Source organism: Aeromicrobium sp. NPDC092404, assembly GCF_040684095.1.
Taxonomy (GTDB): domain Bacteria; phylum Actinomycetota; class Actinomycetes; order Propionibacteriales; family Nocardioidaceae; genus Aeromicrobium.
In genome coordinates this window covers 361,104-377,530 of the sequence record NZ_JBFBFI010000002.1, presented here as the reverse complement: position 1 = coordinate 377,530, position 16,427 = coordinate 361,104, and the positions used below count along the sequence as shown (strand labels likewise).

General features: G+C 69.5%; 19 protein-coding genes. 8 read left to right on the top strand and 11 right to left on the bottom strand.

Going from position 1 to position 16,427, the window contains the following annotated elements; all coding sequences use genetic code 11:
* Window positions 1–52: 52 nt before the first annotated feature.
* Entirely contained in the window at window positions 53–685 is a 633-nt protein-coding gene (locus AB0N22_RS12225; protein WP_364640310.1) for a DUF4389 domain-containing protein, read from the bottom strand.
* A gap of 37 nt (window positions 686–722) precedes the next feature.
* A complete protein-coding gene (locus AB0N22_RS12220) occupies window positions 723–1,568 on the bottom strand; it encodes an NAD-dependent protein deacetylase (RefSeq protein WP_364640307.1) in 846 nt (281 codons plus the stop codon).
* A 117-nt stretch (window positions 1,569–1,685) separates the two neighbouring features.
* Here AB0N22_RS12220 and AB0N22_RS12215 point away from each other — a divergent pair, with 117 nt between their 5' ends.
* Complete coding sequence (locus AB0N22_RS12215; RefSeq protein WP_364640304.1) at window positions 1,686–1,841, top strand: hypothetical protein; 156 nt, start codon at window positions 1,686–1,688, stop codon at window positions 1,839–1,841.
* Between the two features lie 55 nt (window positions 1,842–1,896).
* Here the strand turns inward: AB0N22_RS12215 and AB0N22_RS12210 are convergent, their stop codons facing one another.
* Genes AB0N22_RS12210 through AB0N22_RS12195 form a run of 4 tightly spaced genes read right to left on the bottom strand, consistent with a single transcriptional unit; the run spans window position 1,897 to window position 5,354 of the window.
* Window positions 1,897–2,421, bottom strand: coding sequence for a DUF1697 domain-containing protein (locus AB0N22_RS12210; RefSeq protein ID WP_364640301.1), 525 nt, complete (start codon window positions 2,419–2,421; stop codon window positions 1,897–1,899).
* A 16-nt stretch (window positions 2,422–2,437) separates the two neighbouring features.
* Window positions 2,438–2,872, bottom strand: a complete 435-nt coding sequence (locus AB0N22_RS12205; protein ID WP_364640299.1) for a hypothetical protein — start codon at window positions 2,870–2,872, stop codon at window positions 2,438–2,440.
* 53 nt (window positions 2,873–2,925) lie between these two features.
* Window positions 2,926–4,947, bottom strand: a complete 2,022-nt coding sequence (locus tag AB0N22_RS12200) for an NADPH-dependent 2,4-dienoyl-CoA reductase (protein WP_364640296.1) — start codon at window positions 4,945–4,947, stop codon at window positions 2,926–2,928.
* A complete protein-coding gene (locus AB0N22_RS12195) occupies window positions 4,944–5,354 on the bottom strand; it encodes a nuclear transport factor 2 family protein (RefSeq protein ID WP_364640293.1) in 411 nt (136 codons plus the stop codon). Before AB0N22_RS12195 ends, AB0N22_RS12200 begins: the two co-directional genes overlap by 4 nt.
* A 26-nt stretch (window positions 5,355–5,380) precedes the next feature.
* Here AB0N22_RS12195 and AB0N22_RS12190 point away from each other — a divergent pair, with 26 nt between their 5' ends.
* Window positions 5,381–5,629 carry a hypothetical protein gene (locus tag AB0N22_RS12190; protein ID WP_364640290.1) on the top strand — a complete coding sequence of 83 codons (249 nt, stop codon included), beginning with the start codon at window positions 5,381–5,383 and terminating at the stop codon, window positions 5,627–5,629.
* Here AB0N22_RS12190 and AB0N22_RS12185 read toward each other — a convergent pair.
* On the bottom strand, window positions 5,596–6,144 hold the full coding sequence (locus tag AB0N22_RS12185; RefSeq protein ID WP_364640287.1) for a PadR family transcriptional regulator: 549 nt from the start codon (window positions 6,142–6,144) through the stop codon (window positions 5,596–5,598). The genes AB0N22_RS12190 and AB0N22_RS12185 overlap by 34 nt on opposite strands.
* Before the next feature lie 105 nt (window positions 6,145–6,249).
* Between AB0N22_RS12185 and AB0N22_RS12180 the strand changes: the two genes are divergently transcribed.
* On the top strand, window positions 6,250–7,293 hold the full coding sequence (locus tag AB0N22_RS12180) for an adenylate/guanylate cyclase domain-containing protein (RefSeq protein WP_364640284.1): 1,044 nt from the start codon (window positions 6,250–6,252) through the stop codon (window positions 7,291–7,293).
* Between the two features lie 3 nt (window positions 7,294–7,296).
* Here AB0N22_RS12180 and AB0N22_RS12175 read toward each other — a convergent pair whose 3' ends face one another.
* Complete coding sequence (locus AB0N22_RS12175) at window positions 7,297–7,722, bottom strand: helix-turn-helix domain-containing protein (RefSeq protein WP_364640281.1); 426 nt, start codon at window positions 7,720–7,722, stop codon at window positions 7,297–7,299.
* A 60-nt stretch (window positions 7,723–7,782) separates the two neighbouring features.
* Between AB0N22_RS12175 and AB0N22_RS12170 the strand changes: the two genes are divergently transcribed.
* Entirely contained in the window at window positions 7,783–9,204 is a 1,422-nt protein-coding gene (locus AB0N22_RS12170) for an MFS transporter (protein WP_364640279.1), read from the top strand.
* A gap of 67 nt (window positions 9,205–9,271) precedes the next feature.
* On the top strand, window positions 9,272–9,961 hold the full coding sequence (locus tag AB0N22_RS12165) for a hypothetical protein (RefSeq protein WP_364640276.1): 690 nt from the start codon (window positions 9,272–9,274) through the stop codon (window positions 9,959–9,961).
* On the opposite strand, the gene AB0N22_RS12160 is transcribed toward AB0N22_RS12165, so the two are convergent.
* Together AB0N22_RS12160 and AB0N22_RS12155 are read right to left on the bottom strand one after the other, a co-directional pair.
* Entirely contained in the window at window positions 9,958–11,013 is a 1,056-nt protein-coding gene (locus AB0N22_RS12160) for an NAD(P)-binding domain-containing protein (protein ID WP_364640273.1), read from the bottom strand. The two genes, AB0N22_RS12165 and AB0N22_RS12160, sit on opposite strands and share 4 nt — an antisense overlap.
* 33 nt (window positions 11,014–11,046) lie before the next feature.
* Entirely contained in the window at window positions 11,047–11,859 is an 813-nt protein-coding gene (locus AB0N22_RS12155; protein WP_364640270.1) for an alpha/beta hydrolase, read from the bottom strand.
* A gap of 106 nt (window positions 11,860–11,965) precedes the next feature.
* Here AB0N22_RS12155 and AB0N22_RS12150 point away from each other — a divergent pair, with 106 nt between their 5' ends.
* The gene (locus AB0N22_RS12150; RefSeq protein WP_364640268.1) at window positions 11,966–13,114 is read left to right on the top strand and encodes a CaiB/BaiF CoA-transferase family protein; all 1,149 of its coding nucleotides are present in this window, start codon (window positions 11,966–11,968) and stop codon (window positions 13,112–13,114) included.
* Window positions 13,115–13,129: 15 nt separating this feature from the next.
* Window positions 13,130–14,272 (top strand): acyl-CoA dehydrogenase family protein, encoded by a 1,143-nt coding sequence (locus AB0N22_RS12145; protein ID WP_364640265.1) that lies wholly within the window; start codon window positions 13,130–13,132, stop codon window positions 14,270–14,272.
* A 42-nt stretch (window positions 14,273–14,314) separates the two neighbouring features.
* Here the strand turns inward: AB0N22_RS12145 and AB0N22_RS12140 are convergent, their stop codons facing one another.
* Window positions 14,315–15,037 (bottom strand): MerR family transcriptional regulator, encoded by a 723-nt coding sequence (locus AB0N22_RS12140; RefSeq protein WP_364640262.1) that lies wholly within the window; start codon window positions 15,035–15,037, stop codon window positions 14,315–14,317.
* 162 nt (window positions 15,038–15,199) lie between these two features.
* On the opposite strand from AB0N22_RS12140, the gene AB0N22_RS12135 reads away from it, so the two are divergent.
* Window positions 15,200–16,411 (top strand): acetyl-CoA C-acetyltransferase, encoded by a 1,212-nt coding sequence (locus AB0N22_RS12135; RefSeq protein ID WP_364640259.1) that lies wholly within the window; start codon window positions 15,200–15,202, stop codon window positions 16,409–16,411.
* Window positions 16,412–16,427: the final 16 nt, after the last annotated feature.

The following is a 16,427-nucleotide window of genomic DNA, read 5'->3' as shown; positions in this document are numbered from 1 at the left end:
GGACGCCAGAACGCCCCGATCCGAGCACGGATCGGGGCGTTCTGTCGTGCGGCTACTTGAGGCCGAACGGCGGGTACTTGTCGGTGAGCAGGTTGGCGTACGCGTTGAAGCGCGCCATCCAGCGGATGAAGCCGACCACGAAGGACTCGAGCCCGGACGGCCAGCGGCCGAGGATGATGACCGCGAACCAACCGATGATCACCACGACGTACATCGCGATGGCAAGGAAGAAGAAGACGAAGAAGTGCGGGATCAGCAACAGCCCGCGGAAGAAGATCGTCAGGCGGCTGCGGTTCTCGATCTCCGGCTGGAAGTCCAGACGGACGCGCGCATCGGTGCCGGGGTCGGTGAACTCCGTGTCGAAGGCGAACGGTGGGTACTCCCCACGCAGGAACAGCATGTAGGTCTGCACCCTTGCGCCGTAGCGCAGGGCAGCGACGATCAGGCCTTGGATGCCCTCAGGGATCTTGCCGGTGATGACGCCGACGATCCAGGCGACGAAGACGAGGATGCCGGCGACGAGGTTCAGCACGTACAGGACGATGACGTGCGGAATCACCAGGAGCCAGTGGATCAGCGGTCGCCAGCGCGCAACCGTGCCCGGTGAGTCGAACGTGAACGTGGCGGGATAGTCACTCGGCGCGGGAGCCGCGGCGGGGGGAGGCGGTGGGGAGACGGCGCTCATGGGAGTCCTTCGGCGATGCGGATGGGTCGTCCGAACGCTATCGCTGCTGAGCCGGGTCCACTGCCATTTCGGGCAAACGATGCGACGGCGTGTCACGAAGCAACGTGAGCGTCTCGGCGCAGCCTGCCTCGATCTTGAGCGTCGCGAGCTCGTCGCCTCGTGTGCTGCCGCGGTTGATGATCACGACGGGGATGCCCCGCTTGTGGGCCGCGCGCACGAACCGCAGCCCGGACATGACCTGCAACGACGAGCCGAGCACGACGAGAGCATCCGCCTCCTCGACCAGCGCGTACGAGCGCGCGACCCGATCCTTGGGGACGTTCTCGCCGAAGAACACGACGTCGGGCTTGAGGTCACCGCCGCACGAGGTGCAGTCGGCGACCCGGAAGTCGGCGGTCTCGTCGAGGACGACGTCGCCGTCAGGCGCCACCTCGCCGACCCGGGTCTCGTAGCCGGGGTTGAGTGCTGACAGCCTCGCGTGCAGTGCGGATCGCGGCGTCAGGTCCCGGCACTGCAGGCAGATCACGCGGTCGATGCGGCCGTGCAGGTCGATCACGTCGCGGTGACCGGCCCGGGTGTGCAACCCGTCGACGTTCTGGGTGATGAGGCCGGTCAGAGAGTCCTGCCGCTCCATCTCGACCAGCACGTGGTGGGTGGCGTTGGGCTCAGCCCGCCGCATCCGGCTCCAGCCCACGTGGGCGCGCGCCCAGTAGCGCTGGCGGCCCTCAGGCGTACGCACGAACTCCTGGTACGTCATCGGGGTCCGCACCGGCGACCCCGGCCCGCGATAGTCAGGGATCCCGGAGTCGGTCGAGACGCCGGCTCCGGTCAGCACGAGCCAGCGGCGGTCGCCGAGCACGTCGTCGAGGGTGGGCTGGTCCACCCCTCAAGCGTACGTTCCCGCCTGTCATCGCGGCCGAGATGCGGATCGGCCGGACCGGCGTACCTTCGGTAGGAAGGTGGCCGGCGCCCGTCGGCCACGGACAGGAGGGCAGTAGCTGTGGTCATCCTCGGCATCATCTTGGTGATCCTCGGAGCGGTGCTCGATATCTCGATCCTCTACACGATCGGCATCGTGCTGGTCCTCGTCGGCGCGATCCTGTGGATCCTTGGCTCGATGGACCGTGGCATCGGCGGTCGGAGACATTGGTTCTGACCTGAACCAAGGCGGGCCGTCACCTTCGGGTGGCGGCCCGTCGTCATGCCGGGCGTCAGCCGGCGAGCTCGATGAGCTTCCGGACGGTGTTGAGGTTGCGGGCCGTGCCCGGCACCTTGAGCGCCCGGCCGATCGACTCGGCCTTCATCTCCGGCCGGCCTGCGCCGTTGGCGTAGCGGATGTGCATCTCGGTGCCGATGACCTGCCACCGGTCATCACCCGTCTCGTAGGTCTCGGCCTTCGCGATCGCGTCGGCCGTCGGCCGCTCGGCGAGGAAGGTGACGTAGGAGAACTTGGGCTCGGTGACCTCGAACGGGTGCGCCTCCAGCGCCTCGCGCACCTGCGCCGGCGTACGGGAGATGACCTCGCGGAACCAGCCGTAGCGCTGCTCGAGCGCCTGCTCCAGTGCCCGGTCGAAGTCGGCGCCCTTGCCGGGAACGTCCGCGATGAGGTTGCCCGAGGCGATGTAGGTCGACACGTCCGTCGCGCCGAGACCGGTGGCGATCTCCCGCAGCTCGGCCATGGGCAGCTGGGTGCCTCCGACGTTGACGGCGCGCAGGAGGAGGATCCGGATGCTCACCGCCTCAGTATCGCGGTCAGCCGGCCAGGACGGCGAAGAACACGATCGTCGCGACGACGCTGACGCAGAACCCCCCGACCGCCCATGGCCACAGTCGCCGATTGGTCGACGTGGCCACGATGAGGCCGACGAGGGTGCCGATCAGCAGGACGCCCAGGGCGATCCAGTACCCGATCATCGCCGAGCCGGCACTCTCGTCGGAGCACGAGCCGCTGCCGTCGGTGCACCACGAGTCGATGATGACGGCGAAGATCGAGATGACGACCATGACCCCGGAACCGACGACCTGTCCGGCGTACAGGAGCCACGACAGGACGATGTCCGGCGTCCGGTCCTTCTTCTGGGGTGGCCGCTGCTGGCCGTGCGGGTACGCGTGGACCGGCGGTGTCCACGACGGCTGAGGCGGAGGCGTGCCGTACGGCGGGAGGTTCGGGTCAGGCGGCTGGCTCACGTGCCGAACCTAGCGGTTCCGGATTCCCATGCCGTCACGGCTCGCGCCGCCGACTAGAGGCGCGCGGCCAGCTCCGTGGCCTGCTTGATGGCGCGCTTCGCGTCGAGCTCGGCCGCGACGTCGGCGCCGCCGATGACGTGCACCGGCCGGCCGAGCGCCTCGAGCGGCTCGATGAGATCGCGTACGGACTCCTGCCCGGTGCACAGCACGATCGTGTCGACGTCGAGCACCCGCGACTCGGAGGAGTCCCCGGTCGCAACGGTGATGTGCAGGCCGTCGTCGTCGATGCGGTCGTACGTGACGCCCTTGACCATCTCGACCTCGGAGTCCTTGAGGGTCTGGCGGTGCACCCATCCCGTCGTCTTGCCAAGGCCCTTGCCGAGCTCGGTCGACTTGCGCTGCAGGAGGACGACCTCGCGCTTCGGCGGGGCCTTGAGCTTGGTCGCGAGGCCGCCGCGCTCGAGCTCGGGGTCGGTGACGCCCCAGCGTTCCATCCAGTGCTCCAGGGACTCGTCCGGGTCGTGCAGCAGGAACTCCGACACGTCGAAGCCGATGCCGCCGGCACCCATCACCGCGACGCGGCGACCGACGGGAACCCGGTGGCGGATGACGTCCTGGTAGGTCACGACCGTCGGGTGGTCGACGCCGGGGAGGGACGGGACGCGAGGCTCGACGCCCGTGGCGACGACGACCTCGTCGAAGGATGCCAGGTCGTCGACGGTGGCCCGGGTGCCGAGATGGATCTTGACCCCGCTCAGCTCGAGCCTGCGGGAGTAGTAGCGGATCGTCTCCTTGAACTCCTCCTTGCCCGGGATCTGCATCGCCAGCCGGAACTGGCCGCCGACCTCGGGCAGCGCCTCGAACAGCTCGACCGCGTGGCCGCGACCGGCCAGCTCGGCGGCTGCTGCGAGTCCGGCGGGCCCGGCGCCGACGACGGCGATCCGCTTGGCCGTACGCGTGGGGGACAGCACGAGCGTGGTCTCGTGCCCGGCCCGGGGGTTGATCATGCAGCTCGCGCGCTTGTTCTGGAACGTGTGGTCGAGGCAGGCCTGGTTGCAGGCGATGCAGGTGTTGATCTCGTCGGCGCGGTCCTCGGCGGCCTTGGCGACGAAGTACGGGTCGGAGAGCAGCGGACGCGCCATCGACACGAGGTCGGCCTGGCCGGACGCGATGATCTCCTCGGCGAGCTCAGGGGTGTTGATCCGGTTGGACGCCACGACCGGCACCGAGACCTCGGGCCGGAGCTTGCCGGTGACCCAGGAGAACGCTCCGCGGGGCACCGACGTGACGATCGTCGGGATGCGGGCCTCGTGCCAGCCGATGCCGGTGTTGATGATCGAGACACCGGCCGTCTCGATCTTCTTGGCCAGCGCCACGGTCTCGTCCCAGCTCTGGGCGTCGTCGACGAGGTCGAGCAGCGACATGCGGTACATCACGATGAAGTCCTCGCCGACCGCCTCGCGGACCCGCTCGACGATCTCGACCGGGAAGCGCATGCGGTTCTCGGCACTGCCGCCCCACCGGTCCGTACGGTCGTTGGTCCGCGCGGTCAGCATCTGGTTGATCAGGTAGCCCTCGGAGCCCATGATCTCGACGCCGTCGTAGCCGGCCCGGCGCGCCAGCATCGCCGAGCTCGCGAAGTCCGAGACGGTCCGGTCGACCTCGCGGGTCGACATGGCCTTGGGCTTGCCCATCGGGGTGATCGGTGACGGCTTGCTCGAGGCGGCGCGCTTGAACGGGTGGTAGCCGTAGCGGCCGGCGTGCAGCAGCTGCATCACGATCTTGCCGTCGTGCTCGTGGACCGCGTCCGTGACGATGCGGTGCTTGTCGGCCAGGCGCTTCGACGTCATCAGCGAGCCGAACGGCAGCAGCCAGCCGCGCCAGTTGGGCGCATAGCCGCCGGTCACCGAGAGGGCCACACCGCCCTTGGCCCGCTCGGCGAAGTAGGCCGCGAGCTCGGGCAGGTGCTTGGCCCGGTCCTCCATGCCGGTGTGCATCGAGCCCATGATCACGCGGTTGCGCAGCGTCGTGTGGCCGAGGTCGAGCGGCTCGAGCAGGTGCGGGTAGGGGTTCATCGGGTCTCTCCTGACATCTCGGCCAGGGCCTCGGCCTGGATCCGGTCGAACTGGGCGCCCATGGCCTGGGCCAGGGCGTTGGCTCCGGACAACGGACGCACCATCACGGTGAGCTCGCTGATCAGGCCGGCGTCGTCGGTGCGGATGAGGTCGATGCCGTTGACGCTCACGCCGTCGACGACGGTCTCGAACACCAGCGCCGATCCGTGGTTGTCGTCGTCCGCCAGCTCACGGACGTAGCGGAAGTCGGTGAAGACCCGGCCGACGCCACGCAGGATCGCCGCGACGATGGGCTTGCCCTCGTACGGCTTGAACGCGACCGGGCTGCGGAACACGACGTCGTCGGCCAGCAGGTCGCCGAGGGCGTCGAAGTCACCCGCCTCGACAGCGGCACGAAACTGTTTCACTGGAGCTCCTGTGATGGGATGGTCAGGTGATCTCGAAGACTGCCGCCCGGTTCCTGGTCGTCGCGGGCGTGTTCAACGTCGTGATCTGGCCGCGGTTCGCCAAGGCGATCGTCGACGACGACCGGGCCTGGGACGGCGCGCACTGGGACAGTGCCCCGACGTCGTTCTTCTGGGTGCACGCGGTGCTCATCACGACGGCGATCGTGCTGGGCCTGGGTGTGCTGCTGGTGGGCGTCCGGGCTCATCGGTCCGCCTCGCGGTCCACGAAGGCCTGAAGGATCTCGTCGCACCAGGCGATGCCCATCTGCTCCTGCATGAGCCCGGCTCGCAGCACGAGGTAGGCGCCGAGCTCGTCGTCGCCGAGCGCAGACGGATCGGGGTAGTGCTTGGCGGCGCTGGCCTCGTAGTAGGCCAGCTGCGCGAGGTGGGCCTGCCGCCGGACCCGTACGTCCGACAGCACGGCGTCGCGATCGCCGAACCGCAACCCGCGCACCTTGACCGCGATCTCGCTGCGCGGCGACTCGATCGGCGTCGGCAGGGACGACCAGCGCAGGAGCTCGGCACGCCCCTCGTCGGTGATGGCATACACCTTCTTGTCGGGGCGGCCGGTCTGCTCGACGAGGTGGGCCTCGACCCACTTGTCGGACTCCATCCGGCCCAGCACCTTGTAGATCTGCTGGTGACTCGCCTTCCAGAAGTGGGCGATCGAGGCATCGAACCTGCGCGCGAGGTCATAGCCCGAGGCGGACTTCTCCGCGAGGGACACGAGGATCGCGTGCTCGAGGGCCATCCGGCGACCGTACTATGCAACGAGTTGCAGTGCAACTGGCTGCATCTGGCTGTGCGGCGGACGCGTCCGGGCTACGATGCGCGGGTTCACGACGTGAGGATCTCCATGGCCGACCGCAACGACGAGGGTGCCCTCCCCGGCGCGCCGGCCGACGACCCGGCCGACACCCCGGCATTCGACCCCGCGCTGTTGATCGACGTCGCCGAGGCGTACCTCTTCGACGAGCCCGCGTCGCTGACCCAGGCGCAGGTCGCCGAGGCAGCCGGCGTCGACCTCGACACGGCCAATGCGATGTGGCGCCACCTGGGCTTCTCTGAGCGGGCCGACGACGAGGTGGCGTTCACCCCGGCGGACGTCGAGGCACTCCGCATCACCCAGCGGCTGACCGAGCTGGGAATCGTCGAGCCCGAGCGGATGCCGCAGTTCGTGCGGTCGATGGGCCGGTCGTTCTCGCGCCTGGCCGACTGGCAGACCCGGGTGCTGCTGAGCTCGCTGGCCGAGAAGGACGGTCTCGACGACCCACCGCTGGAGGTGCTGGTCGAGGTGATCCCGATGGTCGAGCAGGTCCAGGGCTACATCTGGCGGCGGCACCTGCTGGCGACGGCCAGCCGGATGGCGCTGCGCGGTGTCTCCGACCGGTCGACGGTGTCGACGGCGGTGGGGTTCGTCGACATCGTCGGCTACACGTCCCGCAGCCGGCAGATGACGACCCGCGCCCTCGGCGACATGGTCGAGTGGTTCGAGCGTGTCACCACCGATCTCGTCGTCGCGCACGGCGGTCAGGTCGTGAAGACCATCGGTGACGAAGTGCTCTACACCGTCGACGACCCGGTCCGCGCCGGCCACCTCGCGTTGTCGTTGGCCGAGCGGTCGCAGTCCGACGAGCGGTTCCCGGAGGTCCGGGTCGGCACGGCGCACGGGCCGGTCCTGGCCCGACTGGGTGACGTCTTCGGCGCCACCGTCAACCTCGCCGCACGGCTGACCTCGATCGCGCGGCCCGGGCGGGTCCTGGCCGACGGCGAGCTCGCGAAGCTCCTGCAGGCCCACCCCGAGGAGTTCCGGCTCCGGAGGACCCGGCGAACGTCGGTCAAGGGCTACGAGCATCTCGAGCCGTGGTCGGTCAAGCGGCCTCGCGAGTCGCGCGACTGAGACTCACGCCTCCTGGGTGGCGCGCTGGTCGAAGGCCATCCGGGCGCGGATGATGGCCTCCTGGTTGCTCTCGGTCCACGTGACGAGGGTCTGGATCGTTTCGATCAGCCCGCAGCCGAGATCGGTCAGCTCGTAGTCCACGCGGGGCGGCACGACCGGGTGGACCGTCCGCTGGATCAGCCCGTCGCGCTCGAGATGACGGAGCGTGACGGTGAGCATGCGCTGGCTGACCCCGTCGATCTCGCGCTTGAGCTCGGTGAAGCGCAAGGTCCGGTGCCCGAGCAGCGAGATGACCATGAGGGACCACTTGTCGGCCACGCGGTCGAGGATCTGCCGGACCTCGCACCCTTCACGGGTGTCCCACTGGAACGCATCGGTCGTCCCGGTTACGTCGCAGGAACCGGGTGAGGTTGAAGTGCCTTCTTCCATGACCCCTCATGGTGACGCATGATGGGGTCAGTTACAAGAGGTAACCACGAGAGGACTCCGATGACCACTACGACCCAGCCCGCCGAGGGCCAGATCAAGCGGCTCGACGCGCGCGGGCTCGGGCTCCTGCTCGTCCTCAGCGGTGCCTTGTTCCTCGAGGGTGCGGACATCGCGATGCTCGCGGTCGCCCTGCCCTCGATCGGCGCCGAGTTCGACCTCAGCGCCGGCGGCCTCCAGTGGGTCATGAGCGCGTACGTCCTCGGCTACGGCGGCTTCCTGCTCCTGGGCGGCCGCGCGGCCGACCTGCTGGGCCGGCGGCGGATGTTCCTGATCCCGTTGGCGGTGTTCGTCGTGTTCTCCGGCATCGGTGGCCTCGCCACCGAGTCGTGGATGCTGGTCGTGGCGCGGTTCGTGACCGGCGTCGCTGCGGCCTTCATGACACCGGCCGGCCTGTCCATCATCACGACGGGCTACGCCCAGGGCGCGGCCCGCCAGAAGGCCTTGCTGATCTACGGCGCCGCCGGAGCGGCCGGCTACAGCCTCGGCCTCGTGCTCGGCGGCCTCCTCACCCTCGCCGACTGGCGCTGGGTCTTCTTCGCCCCCGTGATCATGTCGGCGGTGATCCTGGCCTTCGCCACGCGCCTCGTGCCCCCGGACTCGGTCGTGGCGAGCCGAGCCGTCCGCCAGCTCGACCTCACGGGTGCCGTCGCCCTGGCAGCCGGCCTGCTCCTTCTGGTCAACACGTTGGAGCGGGCGTCCCACACCTCACTCGCGTGGACGCTGACCAGCGGCCTGGGCGCCGTCGCCGCCCTGGCGGCGTTCGTGGCGATCGAGCGCCGGGTGCGGGAGCCCCTCGTGCGCCTCGGCATCTTCCGCGCCGGGTCCGTCATCCGGGTCAATCTCGTGGCCCTGCTGTTCTCGGCGGCGTTCTTCAGCTTCCAGTTCGTGATCGTGCTCTACCTGCAGGAGCTGCGCGGCTGGTCGACGCTCGAGACGAGTCTGGCGCTGCTCATCATGGCCATCGACGGCCTCCTGGCCCCGACGTTGACGCCGTGGGTCGTGACGCGCTTCGGCCACGCCTCGGTGCTGACCGCGGGCGTCGTGGCCCAGGCGGTGTCGTTCCTGCTCTTCCTGCCGATGACGGCTGACTGGTCGTACTACGCGATGCTCCCCGGGCTGGTCGCGATGGGCCTGGCCTTCACCCTGGCGTACGGGACGCTCGCGATCGCTGCGACCGACGGTGTCGACGACTCGGAGCACGGCCTGGCCGGCGGGCTGCTCTACACGGCGTTCCAAGTGGGCGCGGCCCTCGGTCTCGCGGTGGTGTCCGCCGCGCTGGTCGCCTTGGCCGACGGTGGGGCGACGGGGCTCGACGACTACCGCGCAGCGCTGTTGGTGCCGCTGGTGGCCGCGATCGTGGCGGTCGGGGTGAGTCTGGTCCATGCCGTGCGGAAGCCGCCATCGACTGGCGCTGCAGGGTGATCCGCGAGAACCTGTGACCATTCCACGGCTGGCGCCAACAGGGGACGCCGGCCACGAGGAGGTCTCGATGACCATGCGCACACGCACACTGTCCCTCGCCGTCGCCTCGGCGCTCGTCCTCGCCGGCTGCGGATCCGGCGGCTCCGACGACGAGGGTGTGGCCGACCTGTCGGCAACCAAGCTGATCTCGACAGCCAAGAAGCAGCTGGGCCAGGAGGACAACGTCAGGATCAAGGGCAAGGGCAGTGACGAGGGCCAGGAGATCGAGGTCGACATCGGCTTCGCTGGAGGAGATGCCGAAGGTTCGGTCACGGCCAGTGGCCAGACCCTCGGCGTGCTGAAGGCGGACGGCAAGTCCTACTTCAAGGCCGACGCGAAGTTCTTCGAGTCGAGCGGAGCCCCGGCGGAGGCAGCGAGGACCATCGGCGGCAAGTGGGTGCTGATCGACCCGAACAACGCGGACTTCGCCGAGCTCGGAAACTTCGTGTCCAAGGACAAGTTCGTCGACGAGCTGCTCGACCCTGAGGGCAAGGTCAAGAAGGGCAAGGAGAAGAAGGTCAACGGCGTCGACTGCGTGACCCTCAAGGACGGCGAGGGCACGCTCTACCTCGACAAGGAGGACGGCAGGCCCGTCAGCCTGGTGTCGGAGGGGGGCTCCGACGGCGAGGGCACGCTCAACTTCACGTACGAGAAGGTCGACCCGGTCGAGGCGCCGGCCGCGAGCGAGGTCGTCGACCTCGCCTCGCTCGGCGGCTAGGCCAGCTCGCCCACCACGTCGGACGCCAACCAGGTCGCGACACCGCGTGCAGCGGCTCGTCCGGCCCGGTTGGCGCCGATCGTGCTGGCGGACGGCCCGTAGCCGACCATCTGGATCCGCGGGTCGACCACGGCGGTCGTCCCGTCGAGCTGGATCCCGCCACGCGGGCTGCGCAGGTGCAGCGGTGCCAGGTGCTCGATCGCCGGCCGGAAGCCGGTCGCCCAGAGGATGACCTCGACCCGTTCGAACGTGCCGTCGCCCCACCGCACGCCGTCGGGCTCGATCCGGCTGAACATCGGCCGGCGCTCGTACGCGCCGAGGCGCTCGGCCTCGCGCTCCTGCTCGCGCAGCATCAGGCCCGTGACACTCACGACGCTGCGGGGCGGCAGTCCTTGACGCACGCGCTCCTCGACCCGCGCCACGACCTGGCGGCCGATCTCCGGGGTGAACTCGTCGGTGCGCCACACCGGCTCGCGCCGGGTGACCCAGATGGTCTCCGTGATGGGGCGCAGGGCGCCGAGGAACTGGACCGCCGACGCGCCACCGCCCACGACCAGGACCCGCTTGCCGTGGAAGTGCTCGGGCCCCGGGTAGTCGACGGTGTGCAGCTGCTCGCCGGCGAACGTCTCGGCGCCCGGGTAGTAGGGAATGAACGGCCGCGTCCACGTGCCCGTCGCGTTGACGAGGGTCCGGCTCGCCCACGACCCCTGGTCGGACTCGATGCGCAGCAGCCCCTCGTGGTCCCGTACGGCCCGCACCTGGACCGGGCGGATCACCGGCAGGTCGTGCGTGCGTTCGTAGTCGGCGAAGTACGCCGGCACGAACGTGTTGGCGCGCGAGGCGTCCGCGGCGAAGGGGACCGGCTCGTCCGGAAGGTCCGAGACCCCGTGCACGTCATGCATCGTCAGCGCGTCCCACCGGTGCTGCCACGCCCCGCCGGGGTGCGCGTTGGCGTCGAGGAGGACGTGGGAGATGCCGCGCCGCTTGAGGTGGTGCGACGCCGACAACCCGGCCTGGCCGCCCCCGATCACCACCGCGTCGTAGATCTCCACATCCAGCACAACGCGGTGGAGGTGCTTGCTATTTCAGGCGGCCTGCTCGGCCGCCTGGGCGGCCCGGGCGGCCGTGTTGTCGATGACGCGGACGATGAGGTCGGGGTCGTCGATCATCGGGACGTGCCCGCAGTGCGGCAGCGCGACGTGCTTGGCCTGGGGGAGGCGTTCCTGCGCGAGGGCCGACTGGCCGAACCGCAGGATCCGGTCCCGGGTGGCCCAGGCGATCGTCGTGGGCACGCTGACCGAGCTGGTGAACTTGTAGTGCACCCCGGCCTTGAGCGTCCCGCCGAAGGCGCGCGCCTGCTTGAGCGCGATCGCGTCGCCCAGGACCGCGGTGTTGTCGAACCGCTCGGGATGCGAGTAGAGCGAGAGCCCGGCCACCCGGCGGCCGAACGCGCTGTGCGAGACCGCCTTGAGGATGGGCATGGGTGCCAGCGCGGCGACCCGAAGGACCAGCAGGAGCACCAGCGCCTGCAGCCGGTCGCCCAGGTTGCGGAAGAACCCGGCCGGGCTGAGCGCCGTGACGGAGCGGGCCATGCCGCGTGCGCCCATCTCGAGGGCGATCGCGCCACCGAGCGAGTTGCCGACGACGTGTGGCCGGGTGATGCCCCACTCCTGGAGGTTCTCGCCGATGATCCGGCAGGCGTTGTCCATCGTGTAGGCCGTGCCGTCCGGATAGGGCTCGGACTCACCGAATCCCGCGAGATCGACCGCGACGACGTCGTACGACTCGGCCAGCCGGTCCATCACGGGATCCCACGCCTGGCGGCGGTGTCCGATGCCGTGGATCAGCAGGAGGGGCTCGCCGGAGCCCTTGCGCGTGTACGCGAGACGAGTCGTCATGTGGTTCCTTCCGGGACGTGACATCGATGATGACACATGGCCATACCGGTGGTATGTAACCGGGGTCACTTGCAACCGTGACAGTGGCACTGTCACAATCGATCGTGTGACCATCCCCCGCACCGGACCCCTGCACGGCGTACGCGTGATCGAGCTCGTCGGCATCGGCCCGGGCCCGTTCGCCGGCATGCTGCTCGCCGACCTCGGGGCCGATGTCATCCGGATCGACCGCCCCGGTGGGGCCGGCCTGGTGGTGCCGACCGACCAGGACATGCTGAGCCGGGGCCGGCCGTCCGCGGCGGTCAACCTCAAGGACCCACGGGCGATCGACGTCGTGCTCGACCTCGTGGAGCGGGCCGACATCCTCATCGAGGGCTTCCGGCCGGGCGTGACCGAACGACTCGGGTTGGGCCCGGAGGCGTGCCACGCCCGCAACGCGGCACTCGTCTACGGCCGCATCACCGGCTGGGGCCAGGACGGACCGCTCGCGCAGACCGCCGGCCACGACGTCAACTACATCTCCGTCGCCGGCGCCCTCGACCCGATCGGCCGGGCCGGAGGGCCCCCGCAGATCCCGCTCAACCTCCTCGGCGACTTCGCCGGCGGCTCGATGTACCTCGTCACCGGCGTGCTCGCGGCGTTGACCCACGCGCGGGCGACGGGCGAAGGGCAGGTCGTCGACGCGGCGATCACCGACGGCACCGCGCACCTGTTGGGGATGCAGCTGTCGATGCAGGCCGCCGGCTTGTGGAGCACCGACCGAGGCACCAACCTGCTCGACACGGGCGCGCCCTACTACGACGTCTACGAGACCTCCGACGGCCGGTGGATGTCGGTCGGCGCCCTCGAGCCGCGGTTCTACGAGGTCCTCATCTCCGTCCTGGGGATCGAGGACGTCCCCGACCGCAACGACATCGGCCAGTGGGACGCGCTCCGCGGGGTCCTCGCCGAGACGTTCGCGTCGCGGACCCAGGCCGAGTGGACCGCGCTGTTCAACGGCACGGACGCCTGCGTCGCCCCGGTCGTGCCGATGCACGAGGCCGCGCAGCACCCGCACAACGTGGCCCGGCAGACGTACGTCGAGCACGAGGACCTGGTCCAGCCAGCACCTGCTCCACGATTCTCCCGGACCCCCGCCACCCTGACCACGCCCCCGCAGCGGCCCGGCGCCAACACCGCCGAGGCCCTCGCTGCATGGGGCATCGACGACGTCGACCGGCTCATCGCCGACGGTGTCGTCACCCAAGCCGACTGAGACAAGAGGATTGACATGAAGCGCGACATCTTCGAGGCCGACCACGAGGCGTTCCGCGAGACGGTGCGGACGTTCTGCGAGAAGGAGATCGCCCCGCACCACGACCAGTGGGAGCAGGACGGCGTGGTCCCGCGCGAGCTGTGGGCCAAGGCCGGCGAGCTGGGCCTGCTCGGCTTCATGATGCCTGAGGAGCTCGGCGGCGGCGGCATGGACGACTTCCGCTTCAACGCCGTGCTCGACGAGGAGCTCATCCGCATCGGCGCGAGCGGCGTCGGCTTCGTGCTCCACACCGACCTCGTGTCGGGCTACCTCCTGGCGTACGCCACGCAGGAGCAGAAGGAGCGCTGGCTGCCGAAGTTCTGCACCGGCGAGATGATCACCGCGATCGCGATGACCGAGCCCGGCACGGGCTCGGACCTGCAGGCGATCCAGACCACGGCGATCCGCGACGGTGACCACTACGTCGTCAACGGCGCCAAGACGTTCATCTCCAACGGCATCCTCGCCGACTTCGTCATCGTGGCGGCGAAGACCGATCCCGAGGCGGGCGCGATGGGCGTCTCGCTCATCGTGCTCGAGCGGGGCATGGAGGGCTTCGAGCGAGGCCGCAACCTCGACAAGATGGGCCTCAAGGCCCAGGACACCGCAGAGCTGTTCTTCGACAACGTGCGCGTCCCGGTCGGCAACCTCCTCGGCGAGGAGGGCAAGGGCTTCATCTACCTGATGGAGAAGCTGCCGCAGGAGCGGCTGGCGATTTCGGTCGGCGCGATGGCCGCGACCCGGGCGATCATCGACATGACGCTCGACTACGTCAAGGAGCGCAAGGCGTTCGGCAAGCCGATCGGCTCGTTCCAGAACTCGCGCTTCGTCCTCGCGGAGCTGGAGACCGAGATGCAGATCGGTCAGGCGTTCGTCGACAAGAGCATCCTCGCGCTCAGCAGGGGTGAGCTGACGATCGAGGAAGCCGCGATGGGCAAGTGGTGGACCACGGAGCTGCAGAACAAGGCGGCGGCCAAGTGTCTGCAGCTGCACGGCGGCTACGGCTACATGTCGGAGTACCCGATCTCCAAGGCCTACACGGACAGCCGGATTCAGACGATCTACGGCGGGACGACCGAGATCATGAAGGAGATCATCGGCCGCACGATGGGCCTCTGACCTCCTACTGCTCCGGCGGGGAGGTGGACGCCAGCTCCCCGCTCAGCTGCCTTCGGTCCGGCGCCGGATCGTCTCGCGCTTGGCCTCGTCGACCGCGGTCTCGTACGCCGTGACGAGTGCCTGGATCGTCAACGGCTTGAATCGCTCGACGAGCGCCGTGATGTCCTCGGCCGTACGCCCGGAGGACCGCAGCTGAGGCCACCACAGCGTGCGGAACACCTCGGTGATCTCGTCGGCCACGGCCTTGCCGGCCGCGTCGAAGATGCGACGAGAGGCGTGGGCCACCTCGATCGGCATGTCGGTCTCGACGAACTGGATGCCGACCGCGAGGTGGGCCGGGGCGACCCGGAAGACGTCCTCGGCGGGCGTCGGCTCGACCACGCCGAGCGCGATCAGCGTCTCGATCGCCTGGTCGTCGAGCTCGCGCCCGGCCCTGAGCTCGAGGGCCTGCCGGTCGAGCTCCTCCGGCCGGTCGGCCATCCAGGGGGCGAGCAGCGTGCGGTGCAGGGCGACCTGCTCGGGCGTCGCGTCACTGGGGATGTTCTCGAGGTAGCCCTCGATCGCCGACAGGGTGAACCCGTGCGCCTGGAGCTCGCGGACGAGCTCGAGGCGGGCGATGTGGTCGGGACCGTAGTAGCCGTTGCGGCCCTCGCGGCGCGGCGGCGGGATCAACCCGCGGCCGGCGTAGAAGCGCACGGTCCGCACCGTCATGCCGACACGCGAAGCGAGCTGCTCGACGCTCATCTCGGCGGGTGCGGCGGTCATGGTGCAGAGACTATGCCACCGACGCTGGCAGGGTCCGCGTACGTCCGCCCGCACGTGACGCGGCCCACAGAAGGGCGCCTAGAACTTTGACAGTGCCGGTGTCACAATCGAGGTTGTCGCTTCGGCGACACCTCTTTCACCTGAATTCTGCGAGGACCCGCCATGACCGAGGCTTATGTCTACGACGCCATCCGTACCCCGCGAGGGCGCGGCAAGAAGACCGGATCGCTGCACGAGGTCAAGCCGATCTCGCTGATCACCGGCCTGATCGACGAGATCCAGAAGCGCAACCCGACCCTCGACCCCCATGGCGTCGACGACGTCGTGCTCGGTGTCGTGTCCCCGGTGGGCGACCAAGGCGCCGACATCGCCAAGACCGCGGCGCTCGCCGCCGGGCTGCCCGACACGGTGGCCGGCGTCCAGCTCAACCGCTTCTGCGCCTCGGGCCTCGAGGCGGTCAACCAGGCCGCGGGCCGCGTCCGCTCCGGTTGGGAGGACCTGATCCTCGCCGGTGGTGTCGAGTCGATGAGCCGTGTGCCCATGGGCACCGACGGCGGCGCGTGGGCCATGGACCCGCGCACGGCGTTCGACACGTCGTTCGTGCCGCAGGGCATCGGCGCCGACCTCATCGCGACGATCGAGGGCTACAGCCGTACGGACGTCGACACGTTCGCGGCCGAGTCGCAGGCGCGCGCCGCCAAGGCCATCGCCAACGGCTACTTCGCCAAGTCCGTCATCCCGGTCAAGGACGCCAACGGCCTCACGATCCTCGATCACGACGAGTTCGTCCGCGAGGGCACGACGGCCGAGAGCCTCGCCGGGCTGCCGGCATCGTTCGCCGGCATCGGTGACATGGGCGGCTTCGACTCGGTGGCGCTCGAGAAGTACCACCACATCGAGCGCATCGACCACGTCCACCACGCAGGCAACTCCTCGGGCATCGTCGACGGCGCCGCCCTGGTCGCGATCGGCAACGAGGCCGCGGGCAAGCGCCACGGTCTGACCCCGCGGGCACGCATCGTGTCGACCGCGGTCTCGGGCGCCGATCCGACGATCATGCTCACCGGCCCCGCCCCGGCGTGCTGGAAGGCCCTCGACAAGGCCGGCCTCTCGGTCGCCGACATCGACCTGCTCGAGATCAACGAGGCGTTCGCCGCCGTGGCGATGCGCCTCATGAAGGATCTCGACTTCCCACACGAGCGCACCAACGTCAACGGCGGCTCGATCGCGATGGGCCACCCGCTCGGCGCGACCGGCGCCATGATCCTCGGCACCCTCATCGACGAGCTCGAGCGCCGCGACCTGCGCTACGGCCTCGCCACGCTCTGCGTCGGCGGCGGCATGGGCATCGCGACCATCGTCGAACGAATCTGAAACGGACTAGGACCCT

Excerpts from the sequence above, each read along its gene's own strand:
- AB0N22_RS12155 (WP_364640270.1), bottom strand. The coding sequence starts at position 11,859 with ATGACGACTCGTCTCGCGTACACGCGCAAGGGCTCCGGCGAGCCCCTC.
- AB0N22_RS12135 (WP_364640259.1), top strand. The coding sequence starts at position 15,200 with ATGACCGAGGCTTATGTCTACGACGCCATCCGTACCCCGCGAGGGCGC.
- AB0N22_RS12180 (WP_364640284.1), top strand. The coding sequence starts at position 6,250 with ATGGCCGACCGCAACGACGAGGGTGCCCTCCCCGGCGCGCCGGCCGAC.
- AB0N22_RS12185 (WP_364640287.1), bottom strand. The coding sequence starts at position 6,144 with ATGGCCCTCGAGCACGCGATCCTCGTGTCCCTCGCGGAGAAGTCCGCC.
- AB0N22_RS12175 (WP_364640281.1), bottom strand. The coding sequence starts at position 7,722 with ATGGAAGAAGGCACTTCAACCTCACCCGGTTCCTGCGACGTAACCGGG.
- AB0N22_RS12225 (WP_364640310.1), bottom strand. The coding sequence starts at position 685 with ATGAGCGCCGTCTCCCCACCGCCTCCCCCCGCCGCGGCTCCCGCGCCG.
- AB0N22_RS12165 (WP_364640276.1), top strand. The coding sequence starts at position 9,272 with ATGACCATGCGCACACGCACACTGTCCCTCGCCGTCGCCTCGGCGCTC.
- AB0N22_RS12145 (WP_364640265.1), top strand. The coding sequence starts at position 13,130 with ATGAAGCGCGACATCTTCGAGGCCGACCACGAGGCGTTCCGCGAGACG.
- AB0N22_RS12200 (WP_364640296.1), bottom strand. The coding sequence starts at position 4,947 with ATGAACCCCTACCCGCACCTGCTCGAGCCGCTCGACCTCGGCCACACG.
- AB0N22_RS12170 (WP_364640279.1), top strand. The coding sequence starts at position 7,783 with ATGACCACTACGACCCAGCCCGCCGAGGGCCAGATCAAGCGGCTCGAC.
- AB0N22_RS12140 (WP_364640262.1), bottom strand. The coding sequence starts at position 15,037 with ATGACCGCCGCACCCGCCGAGATGAGCGTCGAGCAGCTCGCTTCGCGT.